This is a genomic window from Ensifer sp. WSM1721 (assembly GCF_000513895.2).
Taxonomy (GTDB): domain Bacteria; phylum Pseudomonadota; class Alphaproteobacteria; order Rhizobiales; family Rhizobiaceae; genus Sinorhizobium.
In genome coordinates, this window is the sequence record NZ_CP165782.1 from 1,073,550 (window position 1) to 1,089,341 (window position 15,792).

A 15,792-nucleotide genomic window follows, 5' to 3' on the forward strand; every position below is an offset into this window, starting at 1 on the left:
CTTACAGTGAGTGCACGAGCTTGCCTGCAACATAGGTCTGCACGACCCGGCCGGTAAAGCGCGCATTTTCGAAGGGTGTGTTCTTTGAGCGCGAAACCAACGCCTTCTCGTAGAGAACCCAGGGTTCGTCGAGGTCGAGGATGGTGATGTCCGCTTTCGCGCCGGGTTTCAGGGTTCCCGCGTCGAGACCGAATATGGAGGCGGGCCGTGTCGACAGCGCATCGATCAGCCGCATCAGCGGGACCTCGCCGCTGTGGTAGAGCCGAAGGGCGGCCGCCGCGAGGGTTTCGAGGCCGATTGCACCGTCCGCCGCGTCGGCAAAGGGCAGGCGCTTGGTATCGGCACCCTGCGGATCATGCGAAGAGACGATGATGTCGATCGTACCCTCGGCAAGCGCCCGGACCATCGCCACTCGGTCGTCTTCGCCGCGCAAGGGAGGCGAGAGCTTAAAGAAGGTTCTGTACTCGCCGATGTCGTTTTCGTTCAGCGTCAGGTGATTGATCGAAATGCCGCAGGTGACGTTCGCGCCGCGCTCCCGTGCTGCGCGCACGGCCTCGGCCGATTCGGGGACGGAGATTTCGGCCGCATGATAGGCGGCCCGAGTCAGTGCAGCGATGCGAAGGTCGCGTTCGAGCGGGATGATCTCCGCCTCGCGGGGAATCCCGGGCAGGCCGAGCCAGCTTGCGAGCAGCCCTTCATTCATGACGCCATTGGCGCCGAGATATTTGTCGCGCGTTTCAAGCGCGACGACCGCCCCGAAATCGCGCGCGTAAGTCATCGCGCGACGAAGGACCAAGCTGTCGTGGACCGGCTGCCGGCCATTGGTGAAGCAGACGGCGCCTGCATGGCGAAGCAAGCCAAGCTCGGTCATCTCTTCGCCGAGCAAGCCCTTGGTGAGCGCCGCCGCCGGAAGGACGTTCACGAGCGCTTTGTCGCGCGCGGTCTTCTGCACGAATTCCACGAGGGCGATTTCATCGATCACCGGATCGGTGTCGGGCATGGCGATGAAGGAGGTGACGCCGCCGGTCGCCGCAGCGCGGGCGGCCGACTCGATCGTCTCACGGTATTCGGTGCCCGGCTCGCCGACGAAAACGCGCGCATCGACGAGACCAGGTACGGCGACGAGGCCCGCGCAGTCCTTCACGAAGGCACCCGATGGCGCGCCCTGGTTCTGGGCGTCGTGCCCGGCCGCAACGATCCGGCCGTCGCTGCCGACCATGATCGTGCCGGTTTCGTCGAGATTTCGCGAAGGATCGATGATGCGCAGGTTTTGCAGAACGAGAGGTCTGGTCATAGGCGCGGCCCTTGGTTCTGCGAGAGAAGAAGGGTCTCCATCACGGCCATGCGCACGGCAACTCCCATCTCCACTTGCTGCTCGATCACGCTCTGCGGTCCGTCGGCGATTTCGGAGGCGATCTCGACGCCGCGATTCATCGGGCCCGGGTGCATGACGAGCGCATTGTCCTTGGCGAGCTTCAGCTTTTCGGCGTCCAGGCCGTAGTAGTGGAAGTATTCGCGCACCGACGGCACGAAGGAGCCGGCCATGCGCTCGCGCTGCAATCTCAACATCATCACCACATCCGCGTCTTTCAGGCCCTCGGCCATCGAGTGGTAGACCTCGACGCCCATCTGCTCGATGCCGGCCGGAAGCAGCGTCGTCGGCGCAACGACACGGACACGCGCGCCCATCTGATTGAGGAGCAGGATGTTGGAGCGTGCGACGCGCGAATGCAGGACGTCGCCACAGATCGCCACGATGATGCGCGAGAGCTTTCCCTTGGCCCGGCGGATCGTCAGCGCGTCGAGCAGCGCCTGCGTCGGATGCTCGTGCTGGCCGTCGCCGGCGTTGACGACCGAGCAGGAGACTTTCTGCGCAAGCAGTGCGGCGGCGCCCGCGGAGGAGTGGCGGACGACGAGGACGTCCGGATGCATGGCGTTCAAGGTCATCGCCGTGTCGATCAGCGTCTCGCCCTTCTTCACCGAGGAGTTGCCGACCGACATGTTCATGACGTCGGCGCCGAGACGCTTGCCCGCCAGTTCGAAGGAAGACTGGGTCCGGGTGGAGGCTTCGAAGAAGAGATTGATCTGCGTCAGGCCGCGGAGCGAAGAGGTTTTCTTCTCCCTCTGGCGGGAGATCTTGACGGCCTCGTCGGCGCGATCGAGCAGGAGCGTGATATCCTGTTCCGTCAGCCCCTTGATGCCGAGCAGGTGGCGATGCGGGAAAGTGATCATGAGCCGCCCTTGCACTCTGGAATTTGGCCCGCTCTATAGAACGTGGCCAGGGGCGCGGCAAGTGGCGCGTTCGGCCGCCTGCCGCCCTTCCGAAGAAAACTTGTGCGGCACCCGGGTGCCTGTTTCGCCCCTGCGAAACTTGCGCTAGAACCGGCGTATGAATCAGATGAACCGGACCGAACAGAAACTTGCCGAACTGAACCAGCCCAAGCCCTGGTCCGGTATCAACGCCTATCGTTCCGACCCCCTGGTGGTCGACATCACCTCGGCTATGCCGAAGACGCTGCGCGATGAATTCGACGCGCTCGGTCGTTTCGCAACGTCGCCGGAGGCGCAGGAACTGGCGCGCATGGCAAACGAGGGCGTGCCGAAACTGAAGACGCACGGCCCGCGCGGCGAACGCCTCGATATCGTCGAGTTCCACCCGGCTTGGCATGCGCTGATGCGCCGGTCGATGACCACAGGCTTGCATTCTTCCGCCTGGGAGAATTTGCCGGACGAGCGCGGCCGTTCGCACAAGGTGAGGGCGATCCGCTTCTATCTGACCGCACAGCTCGAATGCGGTCATCTCTGCCCGCTGACGATGACCAGCGCCTCGGTAGCCGCGATCACGGCATCGCCCGCCGTCCAGAAAGAATGGGCGCCGAAGATCCTGTCGCGCAAATACGATTCGTCGAACCGGCCGTGGATGCAGAAATCCGCCGTCACGATCGGCATGGGCATGACGGAGAAGCAGGGTGGAACCGATGTACGTGCCAACACCTCGACCGCCGAGCGCGTGGGCGAGGGCATCTACCGCCTCAACGGGCATAAATGGTTCATGTCAGCCCCGATGAGCGATGCCTTCGTCATGCTGGCGCAAACCCGGGAAGGGCTCGGCTGTTTCCTAGTGCCGCGGCTGCTCGAGGACGGCGGCGCCAATGGCCTGCGCTTTCAGCGCCTGAAAGACAAGCTCGGCAACCGCTCGAACGCATCCTCGGAGGTCGAGTTCTCTGACACCTTCGGCTTCCTGCTCGGAACGCCGGATGCCGGTATCCGCACGATCCTCGACATGGTGACATTGACACGGCTCGACTGTGCACTGGCCTCTGCGGGCATGATGCGTGCCTCGCTCGCCGAAGCCGTGCACCACACCCGCGGCCGCAAGGTCTTCGGCAAGACGCTTGTCAGCCAGCCGATGATGACGCGGGTTCTCGCCGATATGGCGTTGGATGTCGCCGCCGCGAGCGCGCTCTCATTCCGCCTCGCCGAGGCATTCGATAATGCCCATAGCAGCGCCGCGGACGCCGCCTACGCGCGGATCATGACGCCGGTTGCGAAATACTGGTGCTGCAAGATCGCGCCTGCGCTCATCTACGAGGCGATGGAGTGCCTTGGCGGCAACGGCTATGTGGAAGAGCGGGCGCTTGCCCGCCACTATCGCGAAGCGCCGGTCAATGCGATCTGGGAAGGTTCCGGCAATGTGATGGCGCTGGATGTTTTGCGGGTGCTTGGGCGGCGCAAGGAACTGTTCGAGCAGCTCTTCGCCACCATCGGTCGCGATCTCGGCCCCGCCGGAGGCAAGACAATCGACGTCCTGCGCGCCGCCATGTCGCTCTGTGAGCGCGATGAGGGGGCCGCGCGCATGCTCGTCGAACAGCTCGCGCTCGCGGCGGCGGCGGCGGAGCTTTACCGGCTCGGCGCCGGGCGTATCGCCGATGCGTTCCTCGAATCGCGACTTGCCGCCGGCTGGCGCTCGACCTATGGCATGCTCGATTCGCGCTTCGATTCGGCCTACATCCTCGATCTGCTCTATCCGGCAGCCACGTAACCGGAAACGAAGAGCACGAGCGGTATCGTGAAGAACGAGACCGCCGTCTGGATCGTCGCGACGGAAGCGTAGAGTTCCGCATCGCCTCCCATCTGCTTGGCCAGCAGATAGCCGTTCATGGCCGTAGGTACGGCCGCGCCGACCGCGATGACGAGTAGCGCATCTCCCCGGATGCCGAGGAGCGCACTGCCGCCCACCATGAACATCGGCATAACGAGCAGCTTGAGCGCGACCGCGAGAAGCGCGGGCATGCTGGGCTTCAGCGCGTCAGCGATCTTGAGGCCTGCGCCAACCATGATCAGCCCCAGGCTGAGCGAGGCGGTCGCCAACATGTCGATCGCCGTCATCACCGGTGCATAAAGCTGGAGGCCGGTCAGGTTGAACAGTATTCCAACCGCCGACGAGATGATCAGGGGATTGGTGGCGATCTTCAGAAAGAAGAAACCGACGCCGCGGCTGCCGCCACCGAACCAGATCAGAACGGCGACATTGTAAAAATTGATCGGGATGATGATCAGCGTCATCACCAGCGCCGTCAGGCTGAGGCCGATCGCCCCATAGAGCTTTTGTGCGACTGCGAGCGCTATGAAGGCGTTCCACCGGGTCGCAGTTTGGAAGATCGACGTGAAGGTGGCACCGGAAACGCCGCTGGCACGCAGCGGGGGCCAGCTCAACAGCAGTGCGGCCGACATCAGCGTCACGCTGCCGATCGTCGCAATAGCCGTCGCGTCGGCCTTCATGCCGGTGAAATCCGCCTTCGCCAAAGTCGAGAAGAGAAGCGCGGGAAAGAGAAAGTAATAGCCGAATTGCTCGAGGCCGATCCAAAGCCCCTGGTCGACGAGTGTCGTCCGTCGAAGCGCAACACCGAGAATCACGAGCAGGAAGACAGGCAAGATGCTTTCGAAAACGATGGTCATGGCGGACCCAGGCAGACGGAGGTTCCACGCATAGAGCGATGGACCGCGGGCGGCAAGCCGATTCCCGACCGTGAATGTTAACCTTAACAAATGGTTTACGTTGCGCCGGCGCCCTGGAGGTGGAGATACTGGCCGTGCAATCAATGAAATCCGGAACGGAGCGGTTCGGTGAAAGCTGGTTTGCTGATCATCATGATGATGTTTTTCGCCGGACTGGCGCTCGACATAGCGACGCTGACGGTCGCGCTGACCGCTTTCGCTCTGCTCGACCGGGCAATCTATCCGTTCGTCCGCGGACACCGTGCGGAGAGGGGGGCTCTATGAAGTGGCTGCTGATTTTCTGGGGTGGCCCGGTGATGGTGCTGACCGGTTGGTACGGGCTCTCCTATTATGACATGAGCTTCGGCATCTTCATGCTGACCCGCGAAGCGCATGACCTCGTCTTTCGCATTTACGGGCATATCCTCGGTATTCCGCCGGAGACCATTCCGCCGCTCGTCGCCCGGGCGATGGTCGTCGATACACTGATCGTTTTCGGCCTCGTCGCGCTTAGGAATTGGCGGCTGATCGCGGCCTGGTGCCGGCGCCGTTTCGGCGCGCCTCAATCATCGGAGGTGCCGTCCCTCGCGAGCGAGGCCAATCTGTCGAGCGCTCCCTGAAGGATGAAGGAGGCGGCGGCCGAGTCGATGCGCTCGGCCCGCTTCTTGCGCGACACATCCATCTCTATTAGGGCCCGCTCGGCCGCAACCGTCGAAAGCCGCTCGTCCCAGAGCACGAAGGGAATATCCGTCTTCTCGCCCATATTCCGCACGAAGGCCCGAGTCGCCTGGCAGCGCGGACCCTCGGTCCCATCCATGTTGACGGGCAGGCCGATGACGAAGGCCGCGATCTTCTCCTTTGCGGCGACCGACAACAGCGCTTCGGCATCGATGCTGAACTTGACGCGCCGGATCACGTCTCGCGGTGTCGCGAAGCGCCGGCCGAGATCGGAAACGGAGAGGCCGATCGTTTTCGTGCCGAGGTCCAGCCCGGCGATCGCCTGGTAGGGCGGCAGCCGCTCCGCGAGTTCTTCGATGGTGAGAATTGCCATAGGATTGCCGATTCGATCTTTCCACTTTGCCGGTCTGATCCATATGCTTGTCCGAGAGATAAATCGATCACGATTGTGCTACGGCTCTGTCGGACGGATCGTGATTTGAAGGAGAGCGACATGAAAATCAAATGGCTCGGCCACTCCGCCTTCCATATCGAGACCGCAAAGGCGAAAATCCTGATTGACCCGTTCTTTACCGGCAACCCGGCGTTCCAGGAGAGCGACCGCAAGGCAGCCGCCGCCGGGCTCACGCACATCCTTCTCACGCACGGTCACGGCGATCACGTCGGCGACACGGTGGCGATCGCCAAGGAAACGGGTGCAACGGTGCTTGCCAACTTCGACCTCTGCATGTGGCTCGGCCGGCAGGGCGTGTCCAAGCTGGAGTCCGGCAACACGGGCGGAACGATCCAACTCGGCAGCTTCTCCGCCACCTTCGTCAACGCGCTGCATTCATCGGCCCAGATCACCGAAGACGGCGTTTCCCACTCTCTGGGCAACGCCAACGGCCTCGTCCTCCATTTCGACGACGAGCCCACGCTCTATCACATGGGCGATACGGATATCTTCTCCGATATGGCGCTCGTCCAGGAACTGCACGAGCCGGTTATCGGCATTGTGCCGATCGGCGACCGCTTTACCATGGGCGGTGCCGTGGCGGCTCTTGCCTGCCAGCGTTATTTCAAATTCAACACCGCGATCCCTTGCCACTACGGATCCTTCCCGATCATCGACCAGACGCCGGGGACCTTTGTTGTCGGCATGGACGGCGCCTCGACGCTGGTCGCGACGCCCGAAGTCGGCGGCGTCGTCGCGCTCTAAGCTGGAGCGGCGGCCCCGTGCAGAAGAGGGTCGGCGATATTCGCGAGTTGCACGTTGTGCAACTCGTCTTTATAGCGGGGGAAACTTTGAGATACCGGAGACGACCATGTCCGTAGACCTTGCCACCGTGAAGCGCGTCGCGCGTCTTGCCCGCATCGCTGTCAGCGAAGAAGAGGCCGAGCGGATGATGGGTGAGCTCAACGGCATCTTGGGCTTCGTCGAGCAACTCTCCGAAGTGAATGTCGACGGCGTCGAACCGATGACGTCGGTGACGCCGATGAGAATGAAGAAGCGGGAAGACATTGTCGCGGACGGCGACAAGGCAACCGACATCGTCGCCAACGCGCCGAATTCGGACCGCAACTTCTTCCTCGTCCCGAAGGTGGTCGAGTAACAAGTCGCCTTCCCGTTCCCGACGCCCTGATTGCGAAAGTCCGATTGCACCATGACCGACCTCACGAGCCTCACGATCGCCGAAGCCCGCACGAAGCTTGCGGCCAAGGAAATTACCGCGGTTGAACTGACGGATGCCTATCTTTCCGCGATCGAGGCAGCCAACGAGATGATCAATGCCTATGTCGCTGTCACGCCCGAGAAGGCGCGTGAGATGGCGAAGGCCTCCGATGCCCGCATCGCGGCCGGCAATGCCGGTCCGCTCGAGGGCATTCCGCTCGGCATCAAGGATCTCTTCGGAACGGAAGGCATCCATACGCAGGCTTGCAGCCACATTCTCGACGGCTTCAAGCCGCGCTATGAGTCGACCGTCACCCAGAACCTCTGGAATGACGGTGCCGTCATACTCGGCAAGCTCAACATGGACGAGTTCGCCATGGGCTCCTCCAACGAGACGTCCTACTACGGTCCGGTCAAGAACCCGTGGCGCGCCAAGGGCTCGAACCTCGACCTCGTGCCAGGCGGCTCTTCCGGCGGCTCTGCGGCCGCGGTCGCGGCTCATCTCTGCGCCGGCGCCACGGCCACCGACACCGGCGGCTCGATCCGCCAGCCCGCAGCCTTCACCGGCACCGTCGGCATCAAGCCGACCTATGGCCGCTGCTCGCGCTGGGGCATCGTCGCCTTCGCCTCTTCGCTCGACCAGGCCGGGCCGATCGCGCGTGACGTTCGCGACGCGGCGATCCTCCTGAAGTCGATGGCGAGCATCGACCCCAAGGACACGACCTCCGTCGACCTGCCGGTACCGGATTACGAAGCGGCAGTCGGTCAGTCGATCAAGGGCATGAGGATCGGCATTCCGAAGGAGTACCGCGTCGACGGCATGCCGGAGGAGATCGAAGCGCTCTGGCAGCAGGGCGTTGCGTGGCTCAAGGAGGCCGGCGCGGAAATCGTCGACATCTCGCTGCCGCACACGAAATACGCGCTGCCGGCCTATTACATCGTGGCACCCGCCGAAGCATCTTCCAATCTCGCGCGCTATGACGGCGTTCGTTATGGTCTTCGCGTCGATGGCAAGGACATCATCGACATGTATGAGAAGACGCGCTCCGCCGGCTTCGGCCAGGAGGTCAAGCGCCGCATCATGATCGGCACCTATGTGCTTTCCGCCGGCTATTACGATGCCTACTACCTGCGCGCCCAGAAGGTTCGCACGCTGATCAAGCGCGACTTCGAGCTCGCTTTCCAGGCGGGTGTCGATGCGATCCTGACCCCGGCAACGCCGTCGTCGGCCTTCGGTATCGCCGATGAGGACCTCGCTTCCGACCCGGTGAAGATGTACCTGAACGATATCTTCACCGTGACGGTGAACATGGCCGGACTTCCGGGTATCGCGGTTCCCGGCGGGCTCGACCACAAGGGGCTGCCGCTCGGTCTGCAGCTCATAGGCAAGCCGTTCGACGAGGAAACTCTGTTCAAGACGGCCTATGTCATCGAGCAGGCGGCCGGCCGCTTCACGCCCTCCAGGTGGTGGTGAGGCGGCGCCCTCAGCCAGCGGCATTCGACCTGTGGTCAAGAAGTAGGATAAATGCTGTAGTGAAGCGGAGAGGGGGTTCCGCTTCATGGTCGTCATTCGCCACGCTCGTCAAAACGAGGTCGGTCTGCTTGTCGAGATAGGGCTTAGGGCATGGGAGAAGGCGATCGCCGGCATCGGTGACGTCGGAAGCATGCGCGGGCCCGCCGGGCGCGCCTTCGGCGATTTCCTCATAGGGCACTGGCTTTCGGTCCTGTTGATCGAAGACGACGGCCGAATCTGCGGCTGGGCGGCCCGCGAGGGTCTCGACGACACGATCTCAGACTTGTGGATCGACCCCGTGGCGCAGGGTAGAGGCTTCGGCGCAGCATTGCTTGCGGAAGTCGAGAGACGAATAGCGACCGACGGCTTTGATGTCGCGAATGCGAAAACGCATGCGCAGAACGTGTCCGCGGTCGCCTTCTTCCAGCGTGTCGGCTATCAGGTGAGCTGGCTCTCGACCGCCTATTCGCAGAAGCTTGATCGCGACGTCGAATTCATTGGTCTTGCCAAGCGGCTCGCGCTCGATAAGGCGGCGGACGAGCTTTAGCCCCGCGTAGAAGTTGCTTCGCGTAATGAGGGTACCGGAGATATTTCACATCTCCGGTACCGAGCATTGGCTCGCTCGCCGTTTAGCGGTTGTCGAGCTCCGAGCGGACCAGATAGAGGCCGCGCTCCGTGATCCGGTAAGGTTTGCCGCCCGACGACCTGATAGCCCGCTTGCGCTTCAGTTTGCGGAAGAGCTCCAGATCGATGCCGGGATAGACCCAGCCGTCCCGTGTGAAACAGCGGATTTCGGCAATCGCCTTGCCGTCTCGGCTGATTTCGATACGGCCGCCCTGGGCCAAATGATGGAGAATGCGCTGTTCGGCGCGCGAAATATCCATTGGTTGAGTGTTCCGGAATGGCGTTCGTCAGAACGCGGGAAAACGTTCCGTTCTTCGAGGAGAAGAGCGGGGTTCACGTTTCCGGCCCGTGCTCGCAATTCTGGGAGAATGCGGGCAGGGGCCTTACCGGGACTCAAGCTGAAGGAACATAAAAACTCCTAACGGATATCGTGTTTTCTAGGAAATCATTGGGCAAACGTCAAGGTTGCAAAGGCGAGGGGGATTTGCGGCTGCAACTCGGACAGGGTACGACCCCGGCCCCTTCACAAGCCTTGCACCGCAGAACCAATTGCTCTACCGAGAAAACCACGAAATTAGGCTTCAAAGAAGAGCACGAGATGAGCATCGTCGACGTCCGCACCCCCGACCCGAAACGCTTCATTCCCGGCGCCACCGGCGATTGGGAGGTCATCATCGGCATGGAGGTCCATGCCCAGGTGCTGAGCAATTCGAAGCTGTTCTCCGGGGCGTCGACCGAGTTCGGCAACGAGCCGAACGCCAATGTCTCGCTGGTCGATGCGGCGATGCCTGGGATGCTGCCGGTCATCAATGAGGAATGCGTCAAGCAGGCTGTGCGCACTGGTCTCGGCCTCAAGGCCAGGATCAACAAACGCTCGATCTTCGACCGGAAGAACTATTTCTACCCGGACCTGCCGCAGGGCTACCAAATCTCGCAGTACAAGAACCCGATCGTAGGCGAGGGCACGATCACTATTTCGATCGGTCCGGATCGCCAGGGCCAGTTCGAGGATGTCGAGATCGGCATCGAGCGCCTGCATCTGGAGCAGGATGCCGGCAAGTCGATGCACGACCAGCATCCCTCCATGTCCTTCGTCGATCTCAACCGCTCGGGCGTGGCGCTGATGGAGATCGTGTCCAAGCCGGACCTGCGCTCCTCGGACGAAGCCAAGGCCTACCTCACCAAGCTGCGCTCCATCCTGCGCTATCTCGGCACCTGCGACGGCAACATGGACGAAGGCTCGATGCGCGCCGACGTCAACGTCTCGGTGCGCCGTCCGGGCGAGCCGTTCGGCACGCGCTGCGAGATCAAGAACGTCAACTCGATCCGCTTCGTCGGCCAGGCGATCGAATACGAAGCCCGTCGCCAGATCGGCATTCTGGAGGACGGCGGCGTGATCGACCAGGAGACCCGCCTCTTCGACCCGAACAAGGGCGAGACGCGCTCCATGCGTTCGAAGGAGGAAGCACACGACTACCGCTACTTCCCCGATCCGGATCTCCTGCCGCTCGAATTCGACGACGCTTTCGTGGAAGCATTGAAGGCGGATCTGCCGGAATTGCCGGACGATAAAAAGGAACGCTTCGTCCGCGATCTCGGGCTGTCCGTTTATGATGCCTCCGTTCTCGTTTCGGAAAAGGCGATCGCCGACTATTTCGAGGCGGTGGCGGCGGGGCGCGACGGCAAGACGGCTGCCAACTGGGTGATCAACGACCTGCTCGGCGCCTTGAACAAGGCCGGCAAGACCATTGAGGAGACCCCGGTCTCTCCGGCTCAGCTTGGCGGCATCATCGATCTCATCAAGGATGGTACCATCTCCGGCAAGATCGCCAAGGACCTCTTCGAAATCCTTTGGAACGAGGGCGGCGATCCGGCGGAAATCGTCGAGAGCCGCGGCATGAAGCAGGTCACCGACACCGGTGCGATCGAGAAGGCGGTCGACGAAATCATCGCCGCCAACCCCGATCAGGTGGAAAAGGCGAAGGCCAAGCCGTCGCTGGCCGGCTGGTTCGTCGGGCAGGTGATGAAAGCGACCGGCGGTAAGGCGAACCCGCAGGCCGTCCAGGCTCTCGTCAAATCCAAGCTCGGCATCGAAGAGTGACGATGTTCTTCGTCCGGACGGCAAGCGAGCGCGACCTTGAGAAGGTCAGCGCCCTGTTGGCCGAGGCGTGGCACGCGACCTACGATACCTTCTATGGTGCCGACAAGGTGAACGAGCTGACCGCGAAGTGGCATTCCGTCGATGCCTTGCGCGCCCGGCTGCAGCGCAAGAACTCGGAATTCGTCGTTGCGGACAATGGCCGCGAGATAGCCGGCATGGCCTACGCGGCCATGTCGGACAAGCTCGAAAAGACCGTCGTCCTCCATCAGCTGTACGTGCTGCCGAAATATCAGCGTCACGGGATCGGGCGCGACATGTTCGTCGAGCTCGAAAGCTGCTTCCCGGACGCGGAGCGCATGCGGCTCGAAGTCGAGCCGCAGAACCTCCACGCGCTCGCCTTTTACCGCGCACACGGGTTTGAGGAGGTTGCGCGCACCGCCAATTGCGGCGACGACCAATCCGGCATACCCGCACTCGTTCTCGAGAAGCGTCTCCACTGACACCGCCAATCCGCGGCATTGTCATGGTCCCGTCGCGGTCCGATGGTTGATGCAGCAGAAATTGCGTATTCGTCACGGGGTGCGAAATGACGGCAGATCTCGAAATCCGTAAGGCCAGTCGCGGGGATTTGCCGGCGATCGTCGCCCTGTTTGCGAATGATCGCCTCGGCGGGCACGGTGATACGACAGATGCGGCAGCCTTCGACGATTACGTCTCGGCCTTCGAGAAGATCGAGGCTTCAGCGCACCAGGCGCTTTACGTTGCATGCCTTAACGGGGAAGTCGTCGGCACCTTCCAGACGGCGGTCTCCACCTCGCTGCCCGCGCGCGGCAGCTCAAGCCTGATCATTGAAGCCGTGCAGACGCGTGAGGACATGCGCGGCCGCGGCATCGGCGAGCGCATGGTTCGCCACGCGATCGCCGAAGCACGTGAGAAGGGCGCGGCAAAGGTGCGGCTTACCTCGAACATCGCTCGAATCGATGCGCATCGCTTCTACGAACGCCTCGGTTTCGAGCGCAGCCATTTCGGCTTCAAGATGCAAGTGAAATGACGGCGGAATCACTGGACACGGCGGAAGCGGCGCGGCATAAGCGGGAGCGACATGTTGAAACCCGGCTGCCTCCGACGGCCGGTAAGGGACGAAGCCTATGAAGAAGCTCCTGCTGCAGATTTTCACCTGGTGGAACGGACAGACGATCGGTACGCGCTTTCACACCTGGCGCAACGGCCAGCGCGTCGGCGAAGACGAGTTCGGCAACGTTTATTACCAGGGCGGCCAGGACTCGGAGGGCCGGACGCGCCGTTGGGTGATCTACAACGGCCCTGCCGAGGCGTCGGCGATCCCGCCGGGCTGGCACGGCTGGATGCATCACCGCACGGACATTTCCCCGGCCGACGAAAAATATACTGCGCGCGAGTGGCAGGAGCCGCATCGCCCGAACCCGACCGGTACGCCCAACGCCTATCGCCCGAAGGGCTCGCTTGCCAGCGCTGGCCTGCGCCCGCGCGTGACCGGCGATTACGACGCCTGGACGCCGCGCTCCTGAGGCGGGATGAGGAAGGCGGCTCGTTCGCGCCCATACTGACATCTCTACTTGTGGGGTCGATCACGCCGCAGCCACATTTCGGGTTTAGCGCGTGAAGCCTATCCGGAAAAATAGCAACACGCAGGGATTGGTGGTAATGGCAGGTTTCTGTCTGAGGAATTCGATAGGCCGGATGACGCGGAATGCGGTTGCTGCCCTTCTCCTCACCCTACCGCTGATCTCCACCGTCGAGCCGGCACAGGCCACCCGCCTTTCGAACGCCGTTGCGGTCTTCTCCGGAATCGACAAGATCACCGGCCGCATCACCAGCTTCGACGTCTATATCGGCGAGACCGTGCAGTTCGGGGCTCTGCAGGTGACGCCGCGTGTCTGCTACAGCCGCGACGAGACCGAGGCGCCGAAGACGACCACGTTCGTGGAAGTTGACGAGATCACCCTCGACCGCAAGATCCGCCGCATCTTTACCGGCTGGATGTTCGCCGACAGTCCCGGCCTCAACGCCGTCGAGCATCCCGTCTATGACGTTTGGCTGGAGTCCTGCAAGACGAACTCCGATGTGCCGCCGCCGGATACCGCTGCGAAGCAATAATCCGATTAAGGCGCCGCGCGTCTTTTCGGCTGCACAAACGTCACTGCAGCTCGCGGATCGACCTGATAAGTTAGCGCGGGATGCGGGCGGAAAACCGCGCACACTTTTCCTCATCCCGCGCTAAAAATCGAGATTCGGCGAAGCGATTGCTCGCGCAAGCAGCACGTCATATTCCGCCTTCGACACGTCGATCGCGCCGAACGACTTCAGGTGCTCGGTCGTAAATTGCGTGTCGAGGAGCTGGAAGCCCCTTGCTTTCAACCGCTCGACCAGATGGACGAGACAGATCTTGGAGGCGTCGGTGCGCAACGAGAACATGCTCTCGCCGAAGAAGGCTGCGCCGAGCGAGACGCCGTAGAGGCCGCCGACGAGCGTGCTTCCTTCCCATGCCTCCACGCTATGAGCGTAGCCCATGCGGTGCAACGCCGTGTAAAGCGTTCGGATCTTCTCGTTGATCCAGGTGGTCGGCCTATCGGGTGCCGGCCGCGCGCATCCCTCGATCACCGCTTCGAAGGCGGTGTCGTAGCGAATGTCGAAGGGGCGTTTGCGAATTGTCTTGGCGAGGCGGCGCGAGACATGAAAGCGATCCAGCGGAATGACGCCGCGGATCTCCGGCTCGACCCAGAAGAGTTCCGGGTCGTCGGCCGAGTCGGCCATCGGAAACAGGCCGATGGAATAGGCGCGCAACAACATGTCCGGCGTGATTTCCGGGTGTTTGCTGCGCGGTCCTTTCAATCTCGTACCCTAGGCGGACGTTGCGGCCAGATGATGCTCCAGCCAATGGATGTCGTAGTCGCCGTTGGCGATATCCTGATTGTTTATCAGGTCCTGGAAAAGCGGCAAGGTCGTCTTGATGCCATCGATGACGAACTCGTCCAGGACACGGCGCAGACGCATCATGCATTCCACGCGCGTCCGCCCGTGAACGATCAGTTTTCCGATCAGGCTGTCGTAATAGGGCGGGATGCGGTAGCCCTGGTAGGCGCCGCTGTCGACGCGCACGCCGAGCCCGCCCGGCGCATGGAAATGCGTGATCGTGCCCGGGGAGGGGACGAATGTACGCGGATCCTCCGCATTGATGCGGCATTCGATGGCGTGACCGGAAAAGACGACGTCTTCCTGTGTGACCGAGAGGCCGGCTCCGGAGGCGACGCGAATCTGCTCATGCACGAGGTCGATGCCGGTGATCGCTTCAGTGATCGGATGTTCCACCTGCAGGCGGGTGTTCATCTCGATGAAGTAGAACTCACCGTTTTCATAGAGGAACTCGATCGTGCCGGCGCCGCGATATTTCAGTTTCTTCATCGCGTCGGCGCAGATCTGGCCGATCTTCATGCGCTGCTCGACGTTGAGGGCCGGGGAGTTTGCCTCTTCCCAGACCTTCTGGTGGCGGCGCTGCAGCGAGCAGTCGCGTTCGCCGAGATGGATGGCGTTGCCTTCGCCATCACCGACGATCTGAATTTCGATGTGGCGCGGCTTGCCGAGGAATTTCTCCATATAGACCGCGTCGTTGCCGAAGGCCGCAGCCGCTTCGGAGCGCGCCGTGGCGACGGCGTGCTCGAGATCAGCTTCGGTCCTTGCAACCTTCATGCCGCGGCCGCCGCCGCCCGCCGTCGCCTTGATCAGGACCGGAAAGCCGATCTCGCGCGCTACCCTAAGAGCGTTCTCGGGCTTCACTTCGCCGTCGGAACCGGGAACGACCGGAATGCCGAGCTCTTCCGCCGTCTTCTTGGCGGTGATCTTGTCGCCCATGAGGCGGATATGCTCGGCGGTCGGGCCGATGAAGGTGATACCATGCGCATCGAGGATGTCGGCGAACTTGGCGTTCTCCGAGAGGAAGCCGTAGCCTGGATGCACCGCGTCCGCGCCGGTGATCTCGCAGGCGGCAACGATCTGATGGATGTTCAGGTAGCTTTCGCGCGAGGGCGGCGGCCCGATGCAGACGCTCTCGTCCGCGAGCCGCACATGCATGGCGTCGCTATCGGCCGTCGAGTGGACGGCAACGGTCGCGATACCAAGCTCCTTGCAGGCGCGCAGCACCCGCAGAGCGATCTCGCCGCGATTGGCAATGAGGATTTTCGAGATCATCGC

The 15,792-nt window shown here is 62.4% G+C and carries 19 protein-coding genes; 12 read left to right on the forward strand and 7 right to left on the reverse strand.

All coding sequences use genetic code 11. The features are described 5' to 3' along the window. Nucleotide 1: 1 nt before the first annotated feature. Nucleotides 2–1,294 carry a dihydroorotase gene (locus M728_RS05190; protein WP_026619343.1) on the reverse strand — a complete coding sequence of 431 codons (1,293 nt, stop codon included), beginning with the start codon at nt 1,292–1,294 and terminating at the stop codon, nt 2–4. After that, nucleotides 1,291–2,232: an aspartate carbamoyltransferase catalytic subunit gene (locus tag M728_RS05195; protein WP_026619344.1), complete on the reverse strand. Its 942-nt coding sequence runs from the start codon at nt 2,230–2,232 to the stop codon at nt 1,291–1,293. The genes M728_RS05190 and M728_RS05195 overlap by 4 nt, the downstream gene beginning before the upstream one ends. Nucleotides 2,233–2,389: 157 nt before the next feature. Between M728_RS05195 and M728_RS05200 the strand changes: the two genes are divergently transcribed. Continuing rightward, complete coding sequence (locus M728_RS05200) at nt 2,390–4,042, forward strand: acyl-CoA dehydrogenase family protein (protein ID WP_026619345.1); 1,653 nt, start codon at nt 2,390–2,392, stop codon at nt 4,040–4,042. Here the strand turns inward: M728_RS05200 and M728_RS05205 are convergent. Next, nucleotides 4,024–4,959, reverse strand: a complete 936-nt coding sequence (locus M728_RS05205; RefSeq protein ID WP_026619346.1) for an AEC family transporter — start codon at nt 4,957–4,959, stop codon at nt 4,024–4,026. The two genes, M728_RS05200 and M728_RS05205, sit on opposite strands and share 19 nt — an antisense overlap. A 168-nt stretch (nt 4,960–5,127) precedes the next feature. On the opposite strand from M728_RS05205, the gene M728_RS05210 reads away from it, so the two are divergent. Next, nucleotides 5,128–5,283: a hypothetical protein gene (locus M728_RS05210; protein WP_156943348.1), complete on the forward strand. Its 156-nt coding sequence runs from the start codon at nt 5,128–5,130 to the stop codon at nt 5,281–5,283. Beyond that, entirely contained in the window at nt 5,280–5,618 is a 339-nt protein-coding gene (locus M728_RS05215) for a DUF6105 family protein (RefSeq protein WP_026619347.1), read from the forward strand. The genes M728_RS05210 and M728_RS05215 overlap by 4 nt, the downstream gene beginning before the upstream one ends. On the opposite strand, the gene ruvX is transcribed toward M728_RS05215, so the two are convergent. Beyond that, nucleotides 5,561–6,049 carry a Holliday junction resolvase RuvX gene (ruvX, locus tag M728_RS05220; protein WP_026619348.1) on the reverse strand — a complete coding sequence of 163 codons (489 nt, stop codon included), beginning with the start codon at nt 6,047–6,049 and terminating at the stop codon, nt 5,561–5,563. The genes M728_RS05215 and ruvX overlap by 58 nt on opposite strands. A gap of 120 nt (nt 6,050–6,169) precedes the next feature. Between ruvX and M728_RS05225 the strand changes: the two genes are divergently transcribed. The 4 genes from M728_RS05225 to M728_RS05240 all read left to right on the forward strand — a co-directional run bounded on the left by M728_RS05225 (nt 6,170) and on the right by M728_RS05240 (nt 9,387). Further along, nucleotides 6,170–6,874 carry a metal-dependent hydrolase gene (locus M728_RS05225; RefSeq protein WP_026619349.1) on the forward strand — a complete coding sequence of 235 codons (705 nt, stop codon included), beginning with the start codon at nt 6,170–6,172 and terminating at the stop codon, nt 6,872–6,874. 106 nt (nt 6,875–6,980) lie between these two features. Then, nucleotides 6,981–7,268 carry an Asp-tRNA(Asn)/Glu-tRNA(Gln) amidotransferase subunit GatC gene (gene gatC / locus M728_RS05230; RefSeq protein ID WP_026619350.1) on the forward strand — a complete coding sequence of 96 codons (288 nt, stop codon included), beginning with the start codon at nt 6,981–6,983 and terminating at the stop codon, nt 7,266–7,268. A 51-nt stretch (nt 7,269–7,319) separates the two neighbouring features. Continuing rightward, nucleotides 7,320–8,801: an Asp-tRNA(Asn)/Glu-tRNA(Gln) amidotransferase subunit GatA gene (gatA, locus tag M728_RS05235; RefSeq protein WP_026619351.1), complete on the forward strand. Its 1,482-nt coding sequence runs from the start codon at nt 7,320–7,322 to the stop codon at nt 8,799–8,801. 85 nt (nt 8,802–8,886) lie between these two features. After that, entirely contained in the window at nt 8,887–9,387 is a 501-nt protein-coding gene (locus M728_RS05240; RefSeq protein WP_026619352.1) for a GNAT family N-acetyltransferase, read from the forward strand. Between the two features lie 82 nt (nt 9,388–9,469). Here M728_RS05240 and M728_RS05245 read toward each other — a convergent pair whose 3' ends face one another. Beyond that, nucleotides 9,470–9,724, reverse strand: coding sequence for a YjhX family toxin (locus M728_RS05245; protein ID WP_026612473.1), 255 nt, complete (start codon nt 9,722–9,724; stop codon nt 9,470–9,472). A 338-nt stretch (nt 9,725–10,062) separates the two neighbouring features. Here M728_RS05245 and gatB point away from each other — a divergent pair, with 338 nt between their 5' ends. The 5 genes from gatB to M728_RS05270 all read left to right on the forward strand — a co-directional run bounded on the left by gatB (nt 10,063) and on the right by M728_RS05270 (nt 13,701). Next, nucleotides 10,063–11,565, forward strand: coding sequence for an Asp-tRNA(Asn)/Glu-tRNA(Gln) amidotransferase subunit GatB (gatB, locus tag M728_RS05250; RefSeq protein WP_026619353.1), 1,503 nt, complete (start codon nt 10,063–10,065; stop codon nt 11,563–11,565). Between the two features lie 2 nt (nt 11,566–11,567). Continuing rightward, nucleotides 11,568–12,065 carry a GNAT family N-acetyltransferase gene (locus M728_RS05255; protein ID WP_026619354.1) on the forward strand — a complete coding sequence of 166 codons (498 nt, stop codon included), beginning with the start codon at nt 11,568–11,570 and terminating at the stop codon, nt 12,063–12,065. An 86-nt stretch (nt 12,066–12,151) separates the two neighbouring features. After that, nucleotides 12,152–12,616 (forward strand): GNAT family N-acetyltransferase, encoded by a 465-nt coding sequence (locus tag M728_RS05260; RefSeq protein ID WP_026619355.1) that lies wholly within the window; start codon nt 12,152–12,154, stop codon nt 12,614–12,616. 97 nt (nt 12,617–12,713) lie between these two features. Further along, nucleotides 12,714–13,112: an NADH:ubiquinone oxidoreductase subunit NDUFA12 gene (locus M728_RS05265; RefSeq protein ID WP_026619356.1), complete on the forward strand. Its 399-nt coding sequence runs from the start codon at nt 12,714–12,716 to the stop codon at nt 13,110–13,112. Nucleotides 13,113–13,248: 136 nt separating this feature from the next. Further along, on the forward strand, nt 13,249–13,701 hold the full coding sequence (locus tag M728_RS05270; RefSeq protein WP_026619357.1) for a DUF2155 domain-containing protein: 453 nt from the start codon (nt 13,249–13,251) through the stop codon (nt 13,699–13,701). Nucleotides 13,702–13,821: 120 nt separating this feature from the next. Here M728_RS05270 and aat read toward each other — a convergent pair whose 3' ends face one another. Both aat and accC read right to left on the reverse strand, forming a co-directional pair. After that, nucleotides 13,822–14,436 carry a leucyl/phenylalanyl-tRNA--protein transferase gene (gene aat, locus M728_RS05275; RefSeq protein ID WP_026619358.1) on the reverse strand — a complete coding sequence of 205 codons (615 nt, stop codon included), beginning with the start codon at nt 14,434–14,436 and terminating at the stop codon, nt 13,822–13,824. A 9-nt stretch (nt 14,437–14,445) separates the two neighbouring features. Next, nucleotides 14,446–15,789 carry an acetyl-CoA carboxylase biotin carboxylase subunit gene (gene accC / locus M728_RS05280; RefSeq protein WP_026619359.1) on the reverse strand — a complete coding sequence of 448 codons (1,344 nt, stop codon included), beginning with the start codon at nt 15,787–15,789 and terminating at the stop codon, nt 14,446–14,448. Between the last annotated feature and the right edge of the window lie 3 nt (nt 15,790–15,792).